Origin of the sequence: Phytohabitans flavus, assembly GCF_011764545.1 — a bacterium.
GTDB lineage: Bacteria > Actinomycetota > Actinomycetes > Mycobacteriales > Micromonosporaceae > Phytohabitans > Phytohabitans flavus.
In genome coordinates this window covers 8,864,587-8,880,497 of record NZ_AP022870.1, presented here as the reverse complement: position 1 = coordinate 8,880,497, position 15,911 = coordinate 8,864,587, and the positions used below count along the sequence as shown (strand labels likewise).

Below are 15,911 nucleotides of genomic sequence, written 5' to 3'. Positions count from 1 at the left end.
GGCCGGCCGGTAACAGCTACGACGAGGTGTGGTGGCGGAAACCACGTCCCGCCTCGCGCCCCAGGTATCCAGCGGTGACGAGCTGCTCCAGCAGCGGCGCCGGCGCGAAGCCCGGCTCGCGCGACTCCAGGTACAGCTCCCGCTGGATCGCCAGCGCCGCGTCTAGCCCCACCTTGTCGAGCAGCTCGAACGGCCCCACCGGGTAGCCGCACCCCAGCTTCATCGCGTTGTCGATGTCGTCCACCGTCGAGTAGCTCGCCTCGAGCATCTTGACCGCGTCGTTGAGGTACGGGAGCAGCAGCGCGTTTACCACGAACCCGGCCCGGTCGGCGCAGACCACGCCGGTCTTGCCGAGGGCGGCGACGACCGCGCGGGCGGTGCCGAGCGCCTCCGCCGAGGTGCGGATCGTGTGCACCACCTCGACCAGCGACTTGCTCGGCGCCGGGTCGAAGAAGTGCAGCCCTACCACGTCGGCCGGCCGCTGGGTGGCCATCGCGCACTCGATGACCGGCAGCGAGGACGTGGTGGTCGCCAGCACCACTCCGGGCTTGCAGATCTCGTCCAGCGCGGCGAAGAGTGCCTGCTTGACGCTCAGCTCCTCGGCCACCGCCTCCACCACCAGGTCGACGTCGGCCAGGTGCTCCAACGTGGCCGACCAGTCGACCACGGACACGACCTCGTACCCGGCCTCCGCGAACACCTCCAGGATGCCGGTGGCCATGGTCCCGGACCCGACGACGCCGACCTTCGCGATCCCCCGCGCGCCGTCGGCGGCTGCCGGCTCCGTCGCGGTCGGTGTCTGCTCATCCGGTACGAGTACCGGCGAACCCGGCTTCTCGTAGGTATAGAAGCCACGGCCGGACTTCCGGCCCAGCAGTCCCGCTGTCACCATCTGCTTGACGAGTGGCGCGGGGGCGTGCCGCCGGTCCCGCCCGCCCCGGCGGTACATGGTGTCGAGGATCTCGTACGCGGTGTCCAGCCCGATCAGGTCCATCAGCGCGAGCGGCCCCATCGGCAGCCCACAGCCGAGCTTCATGGCCGCGTCGATGTCCTCCCGGCTGGCGTACCGGGCCTCGTACATGTTGACCGCGTGGTTGAGGTAGCCGAACAGCAGCGCGTTCGCGATGAAGCCGGCCCGGTCGTTGATGGTCACGTCGACCTTGCCGAGCCGCGCGCAGAGGGCCTCCACGTCGGCGACCACCTCTGGTGCGGTCACGACGGTCCGGATCACCTCGACCAGTTTCATGATCGGCGCCGGGTTGAAGAAGTGCATGCCGATGACCTGGCCGGGCCGCTGCGTGGCCACGGAGATCTCGGTAACGCTCAGCGACGACGTATTGGTGGCGAGGATCGCGGTCGGCTTGCAGACCCGGTCAAGCTCGCCGAAGAGCCGCTGCTTGAGGTCGAGGTGCTCGGGCACCGCCTCGATCACCAGGTCGACGTCCCGCAGCGCGGCAAGTCCCACGGCGAATGTGACCCGCCCGAGCAACGCGTCCCGGTCGGCCGGCGCCAGCCTGCCCTTGGCGACCGCCCGGTCCGTCGAGCCGGCGAGCGTCGACCGCCCCCGCTCCAGCGCGGCCTCGCTCACCTCGACCGCCAGGACGTCGATCCCGCTGCGGGCGAAGACCTCCACGATCCCCGCGCCCATCGTGCCCAACCCGACCACGCCCACGACGTTGATCTCGCGCGCCACGGCCGTCCCCTAACGCTCGCTAAGGTTATGCGCGCGAGTCTGCCACGTCGCGTCCGCCCCATCGCAACGGGTGGCCTATCTCACGCACCGGCCCGGCGCTCTCGGCGGCGAGTCCAGGGTTGCCCCCGCCCCTCTCTAAGCGCATACTTGGCTACGCGAGTTCCCATGAGTCCAGAGAGGGCTCCCACGGGATCTCGCCCCTCGAAGAGCCCTCGGTCATCCGAGGGCTTCTTCGTATTTCGGGGCGTCCGCGCTCGCCCAGTGGATACCGAACTGGTCCGGAGGCAACCACAGCCCGGCCAGGCTCTCGTAGGATTTCGCCACCTCCGTAAGCGGCCGCCCGTGCGTCGGCCCACCTTTGGGCCACAGATTCGTATTCACCCACAGCCACTGAGTCGCGGCACGACGAGCACGTGCGTGTCCACATCGGCCGCCCACCGCTCCAGGTGCTCGACAAACCGCGCGTACGCCGTCGGCATGTGCGCCGTCGCGCAACAGACGGTCGTCGCGCTCAGCGCGCCGCAGCCGGCCAGCGCAGCGAGCATAAGATCATACGCACCGAGCCGGACGGCTCGATTCTTGAAGATTCGCTCCTGCTCTTCCGACTCGCAGTAGGCGCCTCGCCCTCGGGCCAGCTCATTGCCGTGCAGCTCGACGTGCTCGCGGACTCCCCACGTCGCGGTCAGCCTCTTGCGACCTTCCAACCAGCAATGCATTAGATCATTCCATTTCGCGGCAGGAATGATCAGGCCGGTTACCGTACGCGCCTTTCCTCGACCGGAATCATCGACGTAGCAGATGTGCACCCGGTCAAGCTACGCGTTTAAAGGCGCCGCCGCTGACCCGCTATTCCTTGATCGCGGTCGCACTTCTTCAATACACAGCACAAAGCGTGCGGTCAGGATCTGCCGGTCCAAATAGGACGATCACGTCGTCTAGGGCGCGCGCCGGGCGTATAGCGATCTCCTTACCGGTGGGTAGGTTTGGGTCTACACTCCCGGGCATGACCGCTGTGCATACGCCCGGGGCTCCCTGGATCGAGGACGGCGCGCTCGTCTCCACCAATCCGGCGACCGGCGCGGAGGCCGGGCGCTTCCCCGTTGCCACCGCCGACGACGTGGCCCGCGCGGTCGAGCGCGGCCGGGAGGCCGGGCTCTGGTGGGCCGGTCTTGGCTTCGCCGGGCGCAAGGAGCGGCTGCTGCGCTGGCGTGCCCTCCTCGCCCAGCAGGTGACCGAGCTGGCCGACCTTGTCAACCGCGAGTCGGGCAAGCCGGTCGCCGAGGCGGTGGTGGAGGCGGTCGCGGCCATCGAGCACGCCGACTGGTCCGCACGCAACGCCCGCCGGGTGCTCGGCCCGCGCAAGGTGCGCACCCGGCTTGTGCTCGCCGAGTTCTCCGCCCATCTGGAGTACCAGCCGTATGGCGTGATCGGCGTCATCGGCCCGTGGAACTACCCGGTGGTGACCCCGCTCGGCTCGATCGCGTACGCCTTGGCCGCCGGCAACGCGGTGGTCTACAAGCCCAGCGAGTACACGCCGGCGGTCGGGCAGTGGCTTGTCGACTCGTTCGCGCGGGTGGTGCCCGAGCACCCGGTCTTCCAGATCGTGCACGGGCTCGGCGACGTGGGTGCGGCGCTCTGCCGCTCCGGGGTGGGCAAGCTCGCCTTCACCGGTTCGTCGGCCACCGCCCGCAAGGTGATGGCCGCCTGCGCCGAGACGCTCACGCCGGTGCTCATGGAGGCCGGTGGCAAGGACGCGATGATCGTCGACAGCGACGCCGACATCGACAAGGCCGCCGAGGCGGCGGTGTGGGGTGGGCTCACCAACGCCGGCCAGACCTGCATCGGCATCGAGCGGGTGTATGCGGTGGAGCAGGTCCACGACGCCTTCGTCGCAAAGGTCGTGGAGCGGGCCGAAAAGCTGACCGTGGGAGCCGGCAAGGACGCGGACCTCGGTCCGATCACGATGCCCGCGCAGATCGACATCATCCGCCGCCACATCGACGACGCGCTGGCCCGCGGCGGCCGCGCGGTGCTCGGCGGGCCCGAGTCCGTGCAGCCGCCGTACGTGAGGCCGACAATCCTCGTCGACGTGCCCGAAGACTCGGCGGCCGTGCGCGAGGAGACGTTCGGGCCGACGCTCACGATCCGGCGCGTGCGCGACGCGAACGAGGCTGTGGAGCTAGCCAACGCGGTGCCCTACGGGCTGGGCGGCTCGGTCTTCGGCCAGCGCCGGGCGGTGGCCATCGCCCGGCGGCTACGCTCCGGCATGACCGCGATCAACTCGGCGCTGACGTTCGTGGGCATGTCCACGCTGCCGTTCGGCGGGGTGGGCGAGTCCGGGTTCGGACGGATCCACGGCGACGACGGGCTGCGCGAGTTCGGCCGGGCCAAGGCCATCACGCGGCGCCGTGGGCCGTCCGTACTGCCGGCGCAGACCTTTGAGCGCACGCCGAAGGACGTCGACCGCATCGTCAAGGTCGTCAAACTGCTCTACGGCCGCAGCCGCTAGCCGGCCGGGACGCGGAGCAGCCGCGGTGTCAGCGGCGGGCGCGACCGGCGTGCGTGGCGAGCTGGTCCAGGCCGCTGATGATGCCGCCGGCCAGGTCGCCGCCGCCGAAGGAGGCCACCATCGACAGCGCGGCAAGCTTGGCCTCGCGGTCGAGGAGCCGCTTGCGGGCCACCGAGCCGGTGACGATCTCCAGCACGCGCTGGTTTGGCGACACGGCGACGAGCACCGAGCGGTCCGGGTCGGCGAGCTGGCCGTGCAGCTTTTCCGCGTGGCCGCGCACCGGCTCGTCCAGGTCTCCGATGTAGACGCTGAAGGTCAGGCCGGTGGAACGGTCGGCCACCCGCAGCGCCTCGTCCAGGCGCAGCAGCTGCCGGGTGTTGAACGGCCCGTCCAGCACACCGGAACGGACGGCCGGGCCGTCCGGGGTGGGGTGGTCACCACCGGTCACTTGCGCCTCCAGTCGGTCCGACCCGAGTCGGCGCCGCTACGAGCTCGCCGCCCTTGTCCTCGGTAGAACCGGCGGGCAGCGCCGCGTGCGACGCCGTGCCGGCGGGCAGCTCGCCCGGCGTGGCCGCAGAGCCTGCGCCCTGGGCACCGGCCAGCTGCTCCGGGGCGGCGAGGAACCACACCGGGGCGAACTCGAACGGGCGCCCCGGCCGGTAGCGCTTGGCTGCGTGACCGCCACCGAGCGCGGCCAGCCCAGAGATCACGAGCACGATCGCCAGCGGTATGCCGGCGAAGACGAGCACCGTCTCGGTAACAGACACGGACAACACTCCTGACTCAGACGCCGTTCACGGTAGCGGAGGGCGTCGCCCGCCAGATCTCGGGGTGCCGGTCGCCCCATCCGAGGGAGGATTCCAGCTCGGCGGCGGCCGCGAGCAGGGCACCATCGGCCCCGGGCCGGCCGCTCAGCAGTACGCCAACGGGCATCCCTTCGGCCCGCGGGACCGGCAGCGAAAGCGACGGCTGGCCCGTGACGTTGAACACCGCGCAGTACGGGGAGAACCGCCGCTGCATGTCGAAGTCGAGCGCCGGGTCGCCGGCCTCGGTGAACGAGCCGACCCGGGCCTGTGGCATCGCGAGTGTGGGGCAGAGCAGCAGGTCGTACCCGGCGACGGCGCGCATTCCGCTGCGCACCTGTACCTGGATCTCAGAGAGCGTGCTCATCAGCTGGGGCACGGTGACCGCCGCACCACGCTCCCGCATCAGCCGGGTCAGCGGCAGCAGCTCGGACTCGCGGTCCGGCGGTACGGGGGCCAGCGCCAGCACGTACCAAATGGTCTCGAAGAGCGGCCAGACGTCGGGCCCGAGCGGCGACATGATGTCGATCACCTCGTGGCCGGCGCCGGCCAGCGCGGCGGCCACGATGTCGACGGCGTCCACGCAGGCGGGGTCGACCGTCTGGTCCGCGGCCAGCATCGGGGTGGTGAAGCGGCCCACGCGCAGCGGAGGGCCGGGCCGTTGGGCCGCGGCCAGGTAGCCGTCCTCGGGCGGCGGCGTGGCGAGGTAGGGCTCGCCGGGGAGGCGAACGGCCATCGCGTCGAGCATCGCCGCGGCGTCGGTCACCGTCCGGGCCAGCGGGCCGGGCGTGGGCAACCCGAACGCGCCGAAGCCGAACGGCCCGGTGGAGACAACGCCGCGAGTGGGCTTGAACCCGACAAGACCGCACAGCGCGGCCGGGATGCGCACCGACCCGCCACCATCAGAGCCCTGCGCGAACGGCACGAGCCCGGCCGCCACCGCCGCGGCCGCGCCGCCGCTGGAGCCGCCGGCGGTGTACTCCAGACCCCACGGGTTGCGGGCCGGCGGGGCGACCTTTCCCTCGGAGTAGAGGGAAATGCCCAGCTCAGAGGTGGTGGTCTTGCCGAGGCTGATCGTTCCGGCCGCGCGGAGCAGGGCTACCACGTCGGCGTCGACCGGCGGGATGTATTCGGCGAACGCGGCCGAGCCGAACGTCGTACGCACCCCCGCCGTCATGGTCAGGTCCTTGATCGCCGTGGGCACGCCGTGCAGTGGCGCGCGCTGCTCGTCCGGCACACCGTCGGCCGCCTTCGCCTGAGCACGCGCCTGGTCGGCGGTGACCGTGACAAAGGCGCCCACCGTGTCGCCGTGCGCCTCGATCCGGGCCAGGTAGTGGTCGACCAGCTCAGCGCTGGACACCTCACGCCGCCGGATCGCGCCGGCCTGCTCCAAGGCGGAGAGATCGTGTAGATCAGCCATGCCCCTTAGTTTGTATCGGGTGACGGACTTTCTCGCCCGCGCCCGCGAACTCGATGCCGCAGACATGCTCGCGCCCTTTCGCGAACGGTTTGTCATTCCCGACGAGCACCTCGTGTACCTCGACGGCAACTCGCTGGGCCGGCTGCCCAGGTCCACAAGGGAGCGGCTGCACCTGGCGATCGAAGAGTGGGGTGGCGACCTGATCCGCGGGTGGGACCGGTGGATCACGCTGTCCCGCGAGGTCGGCGACGTGCTGGCGGGTGGCGTGCTGGAGGCCGAGCCGGGCGAGGTGGTGCTCTCCGACTCGACGAGCGTCAACCTCTACAAGCTCGCCGTCGCCGCCTGCGCCGCCCGCCCCGACCGGCACGTGATCGTCACAGACGACGACAACTTCCCCAGTGACCGGTACATCTTCCAGGGGTTGGCCGAGGAGCGCGGCCTCGACCTGCGGGTGGTGAAGACCGACATCGACCTGGGCATATCCGTCGAGGCCGTGCGCGAGGCGCTGGACGAGGACGTGGCGCTGGTCTCGCTCTCACACGTCGCGTACCGCTCGGGCGCGGTCGCGGACATGGCGGCCGTCACCGCCGCCGCCCACGAGGTTGGCGCGCTCGTCCTCTGGGACCTCAGCCACTCGGCGGGCGCGGTCCGCGTGCCGTTGCGCTCCGCCGGGGTCGATCTCGCGGTTGGGTGTACGTACAAGCACCTCAACGCCGGTCCCGGCGCGCCCGCGTTCCTCTACGTGCGGGCCGACCTCCAGCCTGAGCTGCGCCAGCCGATCTGGGGCTGGTTCGGGCAGCGGGACCAGTTCGACATGGGTGCCGAGTACGACCCGGTGGCCTCGATCGACCGCTTCCAGGTGGGCACGCCGCCGGTGCTCGGCGCGTACGCGGCGCTGGAGGGCGCCCGCATCACAGCCGAGGCGGGCATCGGGGCGATCGCGGAGAAGGGGCGGCGCTCGGGGCGTACGCGATCGAGGTGAGCGACGCGTGGCTGGCGCCGCACGGTTTCGCGCTCGCCTCGCCGCGCGCCGGCACCCGCCGGGGTGGGCACGTGACGCTGCACCATCCGCGGGCGTGGCAGTACAGCCAGGCGCTGCGCGCGGCCGGCGTGGTGCCCGACTTCCGGACGCCGGACCGGCTGCGGCTCGGCTTCGGCGCGCTGTACACCCGCTTCGTCGACGTGTACACCGGGCTGGCCCGCCTGCGGGCGATCGCGGCGAGCGGTTCGCACCTGGACTACCCAGAGCGGCATGCCCGGGTGACCTAGGATCTGCGTCTTTGCCCAGTTGATCACCCGTGGCGGGCGATGGGTGGGTGGCGACGGCGCGCGAAGCTTGACCCCGGAATCAATAAAAGCGGCGTCTACGCCGCTTCGGGGAGGTCTAGCCAGTCGGCCCAGCGTGGGTCCGGGGCGCGGTGGCCGAGGACCCGCCAGGCCATCCCTTTCGGCGCCGCGGGCAACGCGTGCAGCCTCCAGCCGAGCTCCGCCGGGGTGCGGTCACCCTTGGCGTGGTTGCACTTGGCACAGGCGGCCACCACGTTTTCCCAGGCGTGCCGCCCGCCGCGGCTGCGCGGGAAGACGTGGTCGATGGTCTCGGCCGGGCCGCGACAGTAGGCGCAGCGCCAGCCGTCGCGGGCGAAGATGGCCCGCCGGGAGAGGCCGACGTGGCTGCGGTAGGGTACCCGGACGTAGCGGGTCAGCCGCACCACTGAGGGGACGGGTAGGTCGTGACGGGCGCTGTGCAGGATGCCGTCGCCGTCGGCGACGCAGACGGCCTTCGCGGACAGGACAAGGATCGCGGCTCTTCGCACTGACACGACACACAGCGGCTCGTAAGTGGCATTGAGAACTAATGCTCCCGAGCCCACCGAGGGTCGTATGTCAGGCATCGCGCTCACCTCTCCAGGTCCTGCAGACCAGCTCCCTGTCAGCCCAGCCCGCCGCAGGCCGTCGGTGACCGCGGCCGACGCCGGCAGATCACCGGCGTCCGTGGGCCAATAGTCCCTGATGGGTAGGAGAATTGCACGTACTATTCGGCGCCTACCTCGTGAAGCTTAGGTATCCCGGGGCAAGATGACCGGTTTATCCGATGACGAGGTAGCCAACCGGGTCGCCCCCGCCTCGCCGCCGAGGGGTCGGTTGCGGTACTAAGGCACACGTGATTGCCGCCCTCCTCGCCGAGCCGGACCCCACCACGACTCCCACCGTCGGCGTGGATTGCCGGATGGACACCGTCTGCAAGCAGATTTACGACATCACCGGCAACGCGTGGTTTGCGGAGAGCAGCTTCTGGATCCTCGTCAAGCCGCTCCGCATCATCCTGATCCTGCTGATCGCGCTGCTGATCCGCTGGGCCGCCCACCGCATGATCAGCCGGTTGGTACGCACGTCGGCGCACGCCTCGGTACCGGCGATCCTCCGGCCGCTGCGCGAGCGGATCCCGAGCGCACCCGCCGCCACGGCGGATCCGAGCGCGGTCGTACCCGAGCGGCGCCGGCAGCGGGCCGAGGCGATCGGGTCGGTACTGCGCAACACGGTCACCGCGGTGGTCTTCGCGATCGCGGTACTGCTGATCCTGTCCGAGCTCAACTTCAACCTGGCGCCGCTCATCGCCAGCGCGGGCATCGCCGGCGTCGCGCTCGGCTTCGGCGCGCAGTCGCTGGTCAAGGACGTGCTGTCGGGCATCTTCATGCTGCTGGAGGACCAGTACGGCGTCGGCGACACCGTCGACCTCGGCGAAGCGACCGGCATAGTCGAGGCGGTGGGGCTGCGCATCACCACCGTCCGGGACGCGCGCGGCGTGCTCTGGTACATCCGCAACGGCGAGATCATCCGAGTCGGCAACAAGAGCCAGGGCTGGGCGCTGGTCATCGTGGACATGCCGATCGGCTACGCCGGCGTCGAGGAGGCCACCTCGGTCATGCGGGCGGCCGCCGCCGAGGTCGCCGAGGACCCGGACCTGGCCGCGCACTTCGTGGAGCCGCCGGACGTGCTCGGCGTCGAGCAGGTCACTGTGGACGGCGCGGTGATCCGGACGATCGCGAAGACCACCGCGGACGGCCAGTTCGACGTCGGCCGTGAGCTGCGCCGCCGGCTGAGCGAGGCGCTGGACGCCTCCGGCATCACCGCGCGGATCGCGGCGACCCGCATGTTTCCCCGCCCCGCCGCCCCGAACGGAGAGGGAGACACCCGCGGCGGCGCCACCTGACGAGCACGGACGAGGGAAGCGTGGCGCGTGGGTCGCGCGCCAGGTGGACGGTCAGGTATCGTCCGTTCGTTCAGTCGTCGAGGCGACGGACCATCCGTTCGCCCTAGCGAGTTGTCAGACGATCGGGCAGAATTCGTGAATAGCTCCTTGGCGGAGCGTCACGATGATCTCGCCTTTCCGTCTAGTTGGCGTTCCTCCGGCGATGCCACCACAAGTGACTGCCCGGTCGGGACGATGGAGGCTCCCCGGTGTCCGACGAGGCACGCGCCACCGCTGAGCGGCAGGCCACCTTTAGCGAGGTGTTCAGCCAGCCGGAGTACCGAGCGGTCTATATCGCGAGCGCGCTGTCCTGGGTCGGTGACTATGTAGCCAAGGCCGCGATCACGGTGCTGGTCTACGAGCAGACCCAGTCCGTGGCGATGTCGGCCGCCGCATTCGCGATCAGCTACCTGCCGTGGCTGCTGGGCGGCCCACTGCTGGCCGCCGTCGCGGAGCGGTATCCGTACCGCACGGTCATGGTCAGCGCCGACGTGGTCCGCCTGGTGCTGGTCGGGTCGATCGCGCTCGTCGAGATGCCGGCTCCCCTCCTCCTCGTCATTATCTTCCTCTGCACGCTGGCCAACCCGCCGTCCCAGGCCGCCCGCTCGGCCCTGCTCCCGATGATCCTGGCCGGCGACCGCCTCGTCGTGGGCCTCTCGGTCAACCTCACGACGGGGCAGGCCGCCCAGGTCACCGGCTACCTGGCGGGCGCCGCGATCGCGGCGGTCAGCCCACGGCTGGCGCTGGCGATCGACGCCGGTACGTATGCGGCGTCGGCAATACTGATCCGCTTCGGCGTGCGCGCCCGGCCGCCGGCGATGGCCGCCGCCCACCGCAGCCACCTGCTGCGGGAGACCGCTGACGGCTTCCGGATCGTCTTCGGTACGCCGGTGCTGCGCGCGATCGCCGTGCTCGTCTTCGCTGCCATGCTCTTCGCGATCGTGCCCGAGGGCCTGGCCGCCGCCTGGGCGGCCACGCTGGGCGAGACCGAGACGGGGCGCGGTTTCTCCCAGGGTCTGATCATGGCGGCCAGTCCAGCCGGCTTCATCATCGGCGGCCTGGTGACCGCCCGGCTGCTCCGGCCCGACCTGCGGCGCGCGATGATCCGGCCGTTCGCGGTGCTGGCGCCGCTCTCACTCGTACCGGCCATCGTCGGCCCCTCGGCGCTGGGCATCGCGGTGATGGCCGCGATCTGCGGCTTCGCCGTCGCCGGCATGATGCCCGCGGCCAACGGCCTGTTCGTCCAAGCGCTGCCCCATGGGTACCGGGCCCGCGCGTTCGGCGTGATGCAGAGCGGCACCCAGATCATGCAGGGCGCAGCGGTGCTGGCCACTGGCGTGCTCGCCGAGCACAACCCGATCCCCCGCGTGGTCGGGCTCTGGAGCCTGGCCGGTGTGGTGCTGATCCTGCTGGCCGCGACCCAGTGGCCGACCGCCGACAGGTTCAACGCCGCGGTGGCCGCAGCCGCCCGCAGCCAGCCGGGGGCCGTCCAGCCGCCGCTGCCGGACGATCTCGACCAGCCGATCCGGCAGAACGGCGCGCATCAGGGTGACGCACGTGACGTCGTCGAGCAGGTAGGGCTGCCTGGCAAGATGGAGCGGTGAACTTCTTCGACGCGGTCGGCGGCGAGCCGACATTCCGCAAGCTGGTCGACGAGTTCTATGCGGGGGTGGCGACTGACCCGCTGCTCCGCCCGATGTATCCGGAGGAGGATCTCGGGCCGGCGGCCGACCGGCTGACCCTCTTCCTGATGCAGTACTGGGGCGGTCCGAACACGTACTCGGCGCAGCGCGGGCACCCCCGGCTGCGGATGCGGCACGCGCCGTTCCGGGTGGGGCCGGCCGAGCGGGACGCCTGGCTGCTGCACATGCGCCGGGCCGTGGACAGCCTCGACCTCCCGGCCGACCAGCACACGACGCTCTGGGAGTACCTGGAGCGGGCGGCGTACTTCATGGTCAACACGATGGACGACGAGCCGGGCCCGGCTGGTCCGACAAATGGGTTGAAGACCGTATAACAGCGCGACTGCCGCGGTCGTTGGTCTGGCCCGCCTCTCGGTCGCGGCCGGCGCGCGGGTGGCGGGCTTCCAGCGCCGGCATCGACTGGGGCGACGTACGGGCGCTGGCCGCCTCTGGCCGGCGACTCTATGCCGGCGGCACGTTCTCGGCGGTCAACGGCGTCTCCAGGGCCGGCCTCGCCCGGCTGGACGCGGCCTCCGACACAGTCGACGGCGCGCTCTTGCGATCTTCCAAGGCGCGCTGTTGCGATCTTGCTAGAGGAGCGCGCCCTCGTCGTGCAGCCAGTCAACGAACGACGTGGCCACCGCTGCGCCGCAGTCGAGCAGCTCGACCACCAGCGCGTCGTGTGCGCCGGCACTCAGCGGCACCTGCAGCTCGGCGTAGATGGGCAGCTGGCCCCGCTCGGTGGGATCGCCAACATACGCCTTGCAGAAGCGGCGCGTGTGGTTCCACTCGTTGACCACGCGGTAGGCGCGGTCGGCCCAGTCCGGCGGGACCGTCGAGTGTGGACGGGCACGCATCACGAGGATCTCGTCGTCCGGCCCCTCGAGCGTGAAGAGCACGGCGTGCCGCTCCCACATCGCCAGCAGGCTGCCGTCGCCGTCCGCGAGGTAGCGCACGTCGAGCAGGTCGAGGGCCTCGCCGATGCGGCGCAGCGTGACGGGGGCGACCTTGACCGGCATCTCGTCGTCCATGCTGGACAGATCGGCGGGGACGGTAATGTGCCCGGCCTCGCGTTGGGCCGGGACGCCGACGCGGACCTTGCCAGGGACGGCCGCGCGTTTAGCGCCGCCGCCGTTTGAAGGTCGCGGCGCTCCGCCTTGCCGTGGAGCGCTCCCGGTGCCCGCCGCTTCCGGCTCGTCCCCGATGGCTTTCTGGGTCACGCCTGGCCTCTCCAGCCTTCCGCCACCGGTGTGACCGGGGCGCCATTGCCACCACGGCATCGCTCGTGCACCTCACTCCCCAGCGGATCCAGCCGCCTACGTTGCGTTGGACCCGACGCACGACGGTACCCGGACAGCCGGCTTCAGGCATCCCCCAACGACCCCACCAAGCCAGAAAGATGATGCGGTATCAGCCGTTCGTATGAGCTGCGGCTGGTCGTACCGCGAATTGACTCACGGGAAGTAGCCACGCAACACCGTATGGTGCCGCCAACCCAACCCATCGGCCGATAGCTTGCACACGCACTTCGCCTACATGTACGGGGACTACTTCACTGGCAGCCGGGGCCGAACGGCCGACAAACCCCATCCGTACGACGGCCTGGATCAACCTTTGCGGCACTTCGAACTGAGACTCCCCGTGTGTGACCAGGATCGCAACATGATCCAGTAGCGCGTCGCGAAGTGCCCGCTGTCCCACCGCCCGGCCACCGACCCCCTCGGTGCTGGCCGTACGCAACGTGCCCGCAGCCACGGCGGCGATGCGGTGCACCTCGGCGGCGGGAACGGTCTCCACGACCTGCGCGCCCGGCGGCGGCAGCGGCCAGCGCCACTGCTGGTCGCGGCGGGCCGGCAGCGTGTCTCCCCCACGGCCCAACTCGGCCAGCAGCTCCGCCGCAGACACCGTGGCATCGTCCGGCCCGGCACCCTCGACGGTGCGGGTGACGAGCACGCCCCAGGGCAGCAAGGCCCAGAGCGCGACGTGCCCGCTGTCGCCGCCTCCCTTGAGCCGGACCACCGCTTTGGGGTCCAGGCGGGTCAGCCGGGCCAGGAAGGCGCCCGCGTCCTGCGCGTCGATCCTCATTGGTACGCGCTCAGAAAGGCCCGCTCGGCCTCCGTGAGCCGGCGGGGACGCTGCTCGCCCAGGTTGTAAGGGGCGCACACGGTGCGCGCCCGGCTGGCCAGGACCTCGCCGTTGTAGAGCTCGTACGCCACCGTGAACCGGGCCGCCCGGATGTCCTCGATCCACAGCTCGATGCGCACGGGGTCGCCGTAGTCGACCGGCCTCAGGTAGTCGATCTCGTGGCGGGCGATGACGATGCCCTCCTCCAGCGAGGTCACGCCGGCCTCCCGGGCGCCGACGAACATCACCGCCACCCGGGCCTCCTCGTACAGCGTGAGGAACCGTGCGTTGTTCACGTGCCCGTACGCGTCCATGTCGGACCACCGCACGGCGCAGTGGTACACGAACCGGTCAGTCACGCTGAAGATCAGTCGCGAGTCAGCTTGCGGTAGGTCACCCGGTGCGGCCGTGCCGCCTCGGCGCCCAGCCGGTCGATCTTGTTCTTCTCGTACGCCTCGAAGTTGCCCTCGAACCAGAACCACTTCGCCGGGTCCACGTCGTCGCCCTCCCAGGCCAGGATGTGCGTGGCCACCCGGTCCAGGAACATCCGGTCGTGGGAGATGACCACGGCGCAGCCGGGAAACTCCAGCAGCGCGTTCTCAAGGCTGGAGAGGGTCTCGACGTCGAGGTCGTTGGTCGGCTCGTCGAGCAGGATCACGTTGCCGCCGATCTTCAGCGTCATCGCGAGGTTGAGGCGGTTTCGCTCACCACCGGAGAGCACCTTGGTCGGCTTCTGCTGGTCAGGGCCCTTGAAGCCGAACGCCGCCACATACGCCCGGGACGGCATCTCGACCTTGCCCACCAAGAGGTGGTCGAGCCCGTCGGAGACCACCTCCCAGACGGTCTTGTCGCCCTGGAGCCCGGAGCGGTTCTGGTCGACGTACGACAGCTGCACCGTCTCGCCGATCTTCACCCCGCCCTTGTCCGGCTGCTCGAGACCGACGATCGTCTTGAAGAGCGTGGTCTTGCCGACGCCGTTCGGCCCGATGATGCCGACGATGCCGTTGCGTGGCAGGGAGAACGAGAGGTCGTGGATCAGCACCCGGCCGTCGAAGCCCTTGACCAGACCCTGCGCCTCGATCACGGTGTTGCCCAGCCGCGGGCCCGGCGGGATCTGGATCTCCTCGAAGTCGAGCTTGCGGGTCTTCTCCGCCTCGCTGGCCATCTCCTCGTACCGGTCCAGACGCGCCCGCGACTTGGTCTGGCGGGCCTTCGCGTTCGAGCGGACCCACTCCAGCTCGTCGGAGAGGCGCTTCTTGAGCTTGGCGTCCTTGCGCCCCTCGACCGCGAGCCGGGCCGCCTTCTTCTCCAGGTAGGTGGAGTAGTTGCCCTCGTACCCGATCGCGCGGCCGCGGTCGAGCTCCAGGATCCAGCCGGCGACGTTGTCCAGGAAGTACCGGTCGTGGGTGATCGCCAGGACGGTGCCCGCGTACTTGGCCAGGTGCTGCTCCAGCCACTGCACGCTCTCCGCGTCGAGGTGGTTGGTGGGCTCGTCGAGCAGCAGCAGGTCGGGCGCCTCGAGCAGCAGCTTGCACAGCGCCACGCGGCGCCGCTCACCACCGGAAAGCTGGGTTACGTCGGCGTCCGGCGGCGGGCAGCGCAGGGCGTCCATCGCCAGCTCGAGCTTGGAGTCGACGTCCCACGCGTCTTCGTGGTCGAGCTCCTCTTGGAGCCGCCCCATCTCCTCCATCAGCTCGTCGGAGTAGTCGGTGGCCATCTGCTCAGCGATCTTGTTGAACCGCTCCAGCTTGGCCTTCGTCTCCGCGACCGCCTCTTCGATGTTGCCGAGCACGGTCTTCGCGTCGTTGAGCGGCGGCTCCTGGGCGAGCATCCCGACGGTGAAGCCGGGCATCAGCCGCGCCTCGCCGTTGCTCGGCCGGTCGAGCCCTGCCATGATCTTGAGCAGGCTCGACTTGCCGGCCCCGTTAGGGCCGACCACACCAATCTTCGCGCCCGGCAGGAAGCTCAGCGTCACGTTGTCGAGCACGACCTTGTCGCCGTGCGCCTTGCGCGCCTTTTCCAGGACGTAGATGTACTGGGCCACGGTGCGGCCTACCTCCAATGGATCGTGCGGTCTGCTCGGGCGAACAACACCACCGTCAATCCTGACAGGTCCGCCACCCGACTAGCGAATCACCCCGCGCGGAGGGACATGCGCGGATTGGCTCTCGGTGTGCGGTCGCCGGACTGCTTTGCCCTGGTTACGCCCGGGCGCCGGCCATACACACCGAACCGAGAGAGGAACGCCGCTAAGGTGCGACCTATTCCCCCATTTCCACGCAACCCTGACCCCTGCCATCGAGAGGGATGAGTGGCCAGGCGATCTCCCAGCCCAATCCTTGGCGGGTGAGACGCGAATCTCGCGGGCCGCCACCCGCTCGTCTACCAGGGAAATCACGTCGCCGTGGCGATGCGCTGACGAGGCATCCG

General features: G+C 70.3%; 16 protein-coding genes. 6 read left to right on the top strand and 10 right to left on the bottom strand.

Going from position 1 to position 15,911, the window contains the following annotated elements:
* Positions 1-16 precede the first annotated feature (16 nt).
* Positions 17-1,693 carry a 3-hydroxyacyl-CoA dehydrogenase family protein gene (locus tag Pflav_RS39530; RefSeq protein WP_173041657.1) on the bottom strand — a complete coding sequence of 559 codons (1,677 nt, stop codon included), beginning with the start codon at positions 1,691-1,693 and terminating at the stop codon, positions 17-19.
* A gap of 377 nt (positions 1,694-2,070) precedes the next feature.
* Positions 2,071-2,397: a hypothetical protein gene (locus tag Pflav_RS39525; protein ID WP_173041656.1), complete on the bottom strand. Its 327-nt coding sequence runs from the start codon at positions 2,395-2,397 to the stop codon at positions 2,071-2,073.
* A 299-nt stretch (positions 2,398-2,696) separates the two neighbouring features.
* Here Pflav_RS39525 and Pflav_RS39520 point away from each other — a divergent pair, with 299 nt between their 5' ends.
* The gene (locus Pflav_RS39520; RefSeq protein ID WP_173041655.1) at positions 2,697-4,202 is read left to right on the top strand and encodes an aldehyde dehydrogenase family protein; all 1,506 of its coding nucleotides are present in this window, start codon (positions 2,697-2,699) and stop codon (positions 4,200-4,202) included.
* 28 nt (positions 4,203-4,230) lie between these two features.
* Here the strand turns inward: Pflav_RS39520 and Pflav_RS39515 are convergent, their stop codons facing one another.
* The 3 genes from Pflav_RS39515 to Pflav_RS39505 are packed head-to-tail and all read right to left on the bottom strand — an operon-like array spanning position 4,231 to position 6,425.
* Positions 4,231-4,650 carry a DUF5130 family protein gene (locus tag Pflav_RS39515; protein ID WP_173041654.1) on the bottom strand — a complete coding sequence of 140 codons (420 nt, stop codon included), beginning with the start codon at positions 4,648-4,650 and terminating at the stop codon, positions 4,231-4,233.
* Complete coding sequence (gene ctaJ, locus Pflav_RS39510; RefSeq protein ID WP_455430736.1) at positions 4,637-4,969, bottom strand: aa3-type cytochrome oxidase subunit CtaJ; 333 nt, start codon at positions 4,967-4,969, stop codon at positions 4,637-4,639. The genes Pflav_RS39515 and ctaJ overlap by 14 nt, the downstream gene beginning before the upstream one ends.
* A gap of 16 nt (positions 4,970-4,985) precedes the next feature.
* A complete protein-coding gene (locus Pflav_RS39505) occupies positions 4,986-6,425 on the bottom strand; it encodes an amidase (protein WP_173041653.1) in 1,440 nt (479 codons plus the stop codon).
* Between the two features lie 19 nt (positions 6,426-6,444).
* On the opposite strand from Pflav_RS39505, the gene Pflav_RS39500 reads away from it, so the two are divergent.
* A complete protein-coding gene (locus Pflav_RS39500) occupies positions 6,445-7,407 on the top strand; it encodes an aminotransferase class V-fold PLP-dependent enzyme (RefSeq protein WP_232072465.1) in 963 nt (320 codons plus the stop codon).
* On the top strand, positions 7,404-7,694 hold the full coding sequence (locus Pflav_RS46845) for a kynureninase/PvdN C-terminal domain-containing protein (protein WP_232072463.1): 291 nt from the start codon (positions 7,404-7,406) through the stop codon (positions 7,692-7,694). Before Pflav_RS39500 ends, Pflav_RS46845 begins: the two co-directional genes overlap by 4 nt.
* Positions 7,695-7,789: 95 nt before the next feature.
* Here Pflav_RS46845 and Pflav_RS39495 read toward each other — a convergent pair whose 3' ends face one another.
* Complete coding sequence (locus Pflav_RS39495) at positions 7,790-8,317, bottom strand: HNH endonuclease (RefSeq protein WP_173041652.1); 528 nt, start codon at positions 8,315-8,317, stop codon at positions 7,790-7,792.
* A gap of 269 nt (positions 8,318-8,586) precedes the next feature.
* Here Pflav_RS39495 and Pflav_RS39490 point away from each other — a divergent pair, with 269 nt between their 5' ends.
* The 3 genes from Pflav_RS39490 to Pflav_RS39480 all read left to right on the top strand — a co-directional run bounded on the left by Pflav_RS39490 (position 8,587) and on the right by Pflav_RS39480 (position 11,692).
* Positions 8,587-9,636: a mechanosensitive ion channel family protein gene (locus Pflav_RS39490; protein WP_415624359.1), complete on the top strand. Its 1,050-nt coding sequence runs from the start codon at positions 8,587-8,589 to the stop codon at positions 9,634-9,636.
* Positions 9,637-9,884: 248 nt separating this feature from the next.
* Positions 9,885-11,279, top strand: a complete 1,395-nt coding sequence (locus tag Pflav_RS39485) for an MFS transporter (protein WP_232072461.1) — start codon at positions 9,885-9,887, stop codon at positions 11,277-11,279.
* Complete coding sequence (locus Pflav_RS39480; protein ID WP_173041651.1) at positions 11,276-11,692, top strand: globin; 417 nt, start codon at positions 11,276-11,278, stop codon at positions 11,690-11,692. Before Pflav_RS39485 ends, Pflav_RS39480 begins: the two co-directional genes overlap by 4 nt.
* A 255-nt stretch (positions 11,693-11,947) precedes the next feature.
* Here Pflav_RS39480 and Pflav_RS39475 read toward each other — a convergent pair whose 3' ends face one another.
* The 4 genes from Pflav_RS39475 to ettA all read right to left on the bottom strand — a co-directional run bounded on the left by Pflav_RS39475 (position 11,948) and on the right by ettA (position 15,525).
* A complete protein-coding gene (locus Pflav_RS39475) occupies positions 11,948-12,637 on the bottom strand; it encodes a type III secretion system chaperone family protein (RefSeq protein ID WP_377310180.1) in 690 nt (229 codons plus the stop codon).
* Positions 12,638-12,767: 130 nt separating this feature from the next.
* A complete protein-coding gene (locus Pflav_RS39470; protein ID WP_173041650.1) occupies positions 12,768-13,442 on the bottom strand; it encodes a hypothetical protein in 675 nt (224 codons plus the stop codon).
* Positions 13,439-13,840, bottom strand: a complete 402-nt coding sequence (locus Pflav_RS39465; protein WP_173041649.1) for an acyl-CoA thioesterase — start codon at positions 13,838-13,840, stop codon at positions 13,439-13,441. Before Pflav_RS39465 ends, Pflav_RS39470 begins: the two co-directional genes overlap by 4 nt.
* Before the next feature lie 8 nt (positions 13,841-13,848).
* Complete coding sequence (gene ettA, locus Pflav_RS39460; RefSeq protein ID WP_173041648.1) at positions 13,849-15,525, bottom strand: energy-dependent translational throttle protein EttA; 1,677 nt, start codon at positions 15,523-15,525, stop codon at positions 13,849-13,851.
* Positions 15,526-15,911 lie beyond the last annotated feature (386 nt).

Excerpts from the sequence above, each read along its gene's own strand:
- Pflav_RS39505 (WP_173041653.1), bottom strand. The coding sequence starts at position 6,425 with ATGGCTGATCTACACGATCTCTCCGCCTTGGAGCAGGCCGGCGCGATC.
- Pflav_RS39520 (WP_173041655.1), top strand. The coding sequence starts at position 2,697 with ATGACCGCTGTGCATACGCCCGGGGCTCCCTGGATCGAGGACGGCGCG.
- Pflav_RS39475 (WP_377310180.1), bottom strand. The coding sequence starts at position 12,637 with ATGCCGTGGTGGCAATGGCGCCCCGGTCACACCGGTGGCGGAAGGCTG.
- Pflav_RS39470 (WP_173041650.1), bottom strand. The coding sequence starts at position 13,442 with ATGAGGATCGACGCGCAGGACGCGGGCGCCTTCCTGGCCCGGCTGACC.
- Pflav_RS39495 (WP_173041652.1), bottom strand. The coding sequence starts at position 8,317 with ATGCCTGACATACGACCCTCGGTGGGCTCGGGAGCATTAGTTCTCAAT.